General features: G+C 29.8%; 5 protein-coding genes. All 5 read left to right on the forward strand.

The genetic code is table 11. The features are described 5' to 3' along the window. The first annotated feature begins 43 nt into the window (after positions 1 to 43). Positions 44 to 487, forward strand: a complete 444-nt coding sequence (gene nrdD / locus T473_RS19930; RefSeq protein WP_330369531.1) for an anaerobic ribonucleoside-triphosphate reductase — start codon at positions 44 to 46, stop codon at positions 485 to 487. Positions 488 to 521: 34 nt separating this feature from the next. Then, positions 522 to 950: an anaerobic ribonucleoside-triphosphate reductase gene (gene nrdD, locus T473_RS19935; protein WP_330369532.1), complete on the forward strand. Its 429-nt coding sequence runs from the start codon at positions 522 to 524 to the stop codon at positions 948 to 950. Positions 951 to 962: 12 nt separating this feature from the next. Next, a complete protein-coding gene (gene nrdG, locus T473_RS0115285; protein WP_024622609.1) occupies positions 963 to 1,475 on the forward strand; it encodes an anaerobic ribonucleoside-triphosphate reductase activating protein in 513 nt (170 codons plus the stop codon). Positions 1,476 to 1,656: 181 nt separating this feature from the next. Further along, positions 1,657 to 1,923, forward strand: coding sequence for a hypothetical protein (locus tag T473_RS0115290; protein WP_024622610.1), 267 nt, complete (start codon positions 1,657 to 1,659; stop codon positions 1,921 to 1,923). 196 nt (positions 1,924 to 2,119) lie between these two features. Continuing rightward, positions 2,120 to 2,650: tyrosine-type recombinase/integrase (locus tag T473_RS0115295; protein WP_024622611.1), on the forward strand; the 531-nt coding region annotated here is incomplete at its 3' end.

A 2,650-nucleotide genomic window follows, 5' to 3' on the forward strand; every position in this document is an offset into this window, starting at 1 on the left:
GTCATCTTTCTCAATACAAAGATAAAAATGGAATTTTTAAGGTATGGACGCTTATCAGGGGGTAGTATCTCTTAATCTCCCACAGATAGCTATAATAGCTAACGGAGATTTTAATAAATTCTGGAAAATACTAGATGAGAGACTTGAAACTTGTAGAGAAGCTTTATTAGTGAGACATAATTTATTGAAAGGTACAGTCTCAGATGTAAGTCCTATTCATTGGCAATATGGAGGTATAGCACGTTTAGCTAAAGGTGAAAAAATAGATAGATTATTAGAGAATGGTTACTCGACATTATCACTTGGGTATGTTGGAATATATGAAATGGTACAAGCAATGTTGGGAGAAAGTAATACAACTGAAGAAGGACAAAAATTCTCACTTGAAGTTGTATCTTATTTAAAGAAAGCCTGTGACAAATGGAGAGAAGAAACAGGATTAGGCTTTAGTCTATACGGAACTCCAGCTGAGAATTTTAGTATATAGATTTTGCAGAATAGACAAACAGAAATTTGGTGAGATTCCTAATGTTACTGATAAGTTATATTACACCAACTCATACCATGTAAATGTCACTGAAGAAATTGATGCTTTTAGTAAATTAAGTTATGAAGCTCCATTTCATAGTTTAAGCACTGGAGGATGTATTTCATATATAGAGACTCCAAATTTGAGTAACAATCTTAAAGCCGTTGAACAAATTATTAATTTTATATACCATAATGTACAATATGCTGAAATAAATTCTAGACCAGATGTATGTTATAAGTGTGGTTTTAGAGGTGAAATATTAACAGATGAATATTTGGAATGGTATTGTCCTAACTGTGGGAATAAAGATCAACAAGAAATGCAGGTCATGCGAAGAACTTGTGGATACATCGGCACATCATTTTGGAATAAAGGAAGGACAGAAGAAATAAGCGAAAGAGTGTTCCATTTACAATAAGGAAGTGAAAATATGAGAATAGCAGATATCCAATATAATGATATAACTAACGGTGAAGGTATTGTATTATCTTTATGGCTCCAAGGATGCCCACATAAATGCAATGGATGTCACAACCAAGAGACTTGGGATTTTGAAAAAGGAAGAGAATTTACACATAATGATTTTCAGCATATTTTAAACTATATAGATAAAGGTGTTGAAAGAGATCTATCAATTTTAGGCGGAGAACCTCTATATGAGAAAAATATAGAAGATTTATTACATTTTTTAGAATCCTTCAAGAAACAGTACCCAAGCAAAAAAGTATATATTTGGAGCGGTTATACTTTAGAAGAAATATTTAAAGATGATAAAAAATCAAAAATCTTAAATTATATAGATATTCTTATAGATGGTAAGTATGATAGTAAAAAGAAAAATATAACATTAAAATTGAGAGGATCAGAAAATCAAAGAATCATTGATATGAAGTCAACATTAAAGAATAAAAAGGTGATTTTATTTAAAGATTTAAACATCTAAAAAATGACCTTGTAAAATCGATTCTAAGACGTTTAAAAAAGTTTATTGATATTTTATACCTATTAAATAAGTTTAGAAAAGCTCAAATATTAAAAAAAGAGTACTAGTAATTTACTAGTACTTTTTTATTTGATTTTATACTGTTATAATATCAATAACAACATATAAAAGGGGTGGGAATATGAATGTTAAAGTTATAAATGAAGTAAAAAAAGGCTTCGACGATTCGGAGTGGACACTGTGTTTTCAATACTGCACATATCCTTATGAAGAAGCAGATGATCAAAATGGTTATAGATTTATCTGGAGAGATCCTAAAAATCATTTACAGCCAGTAATGGGGCAGACTAGAATACCATCAGTTAAAGATGCAAAAGAATTAATCGATATGGCGATTGAAGAAGGATGGGGAGAATTTGAGCATCCGTTTGAATATGTAAAAGAATAAAAAGGAACTCGAAAGAGTTCTTATTTTTTAACTTATTACTATTTACGCTTTTAATGAAAACCGTAAACAACAATTAGTCCACAAAACGGCTTTATTTCAACGTTTTATCGGAAAAGCTGAAAAGTAATATTCTAAAAACGTAAATAGATATAGCTAAAACCGTAAATTAAAGCTATAATATAAATGAGGTGATATTATGGCCACAAGACCTTTAGAGCTCGATGAATATAAAACAATAATCGAGTTATTAAACACAGGTTTTACATATATAGAAAATGGCAAAGAAAAAGTAATCAATCCCAATCTTCAAACTTCAATGGCACTTATGCTTGAAGCAAATTTAGGGTTGCGTATATCAGATGTACTCAGATTAAAAGTTGGTAGCTTTAAAAGAGATAAGTTAGAAATTAGAGAAAAGAAAACTGGAAAGCTTCAGTATAGAAGTATTGACCCAAATATTTCATACATGATAAGCGAATATGCTTTAAATAAGGGGCTACGGGTAGATGATAATCTTATTTCAATTTCAGATTATACAATAAGACATTATTTAAGAATAATATGTAGGTATTTGAGTCTAGAAAATATAAGCACACATAGTTTTAGAAAAATGTATGCAACTATGCAATATGAACGTAGCAATAATAACTTAGAGCTTGTAAAAGAATTGCTTAATCATAGTTCTATAGCGACTACTCAGAGATATATAAGAGTTAGTCAGAAAGAA

Origin of the sequence: Clostridioides mangenotii TR, assembly GCF_000498755.1 — a bacterium.
Lineage (GTDB): Bacteria > Bacillota > Clostridia > Peptostreptococcales > Peptostreptococcaceae > Metaclostridioides > Metaclostridioides mangenotii_A.

What these genes read in the sequence shown, in the direction of transcription:
- nrdG (WP_024622609.1), top strand. Translation starts at nt 963, where the DNA reads ATGAGAATAGCAGATATCCAATATAATGATATAACTAACGGTGAAGGT.
- T473_RS0115290 (WP_024622610.1), top strand. Translation starts at nt 1,657, where the DNA reads ATGAATGTTAAAGTTATAAATGAAGTAAAAAAAGGCTTCGACGATTCG.
- nrdD (WP_330369531.1), top strand. Translation starts at nt 44, where the DNA reads ATGGACGCTTATCAGGGGGTAGTATCTCTTAATCTCCCACAGATAGCT.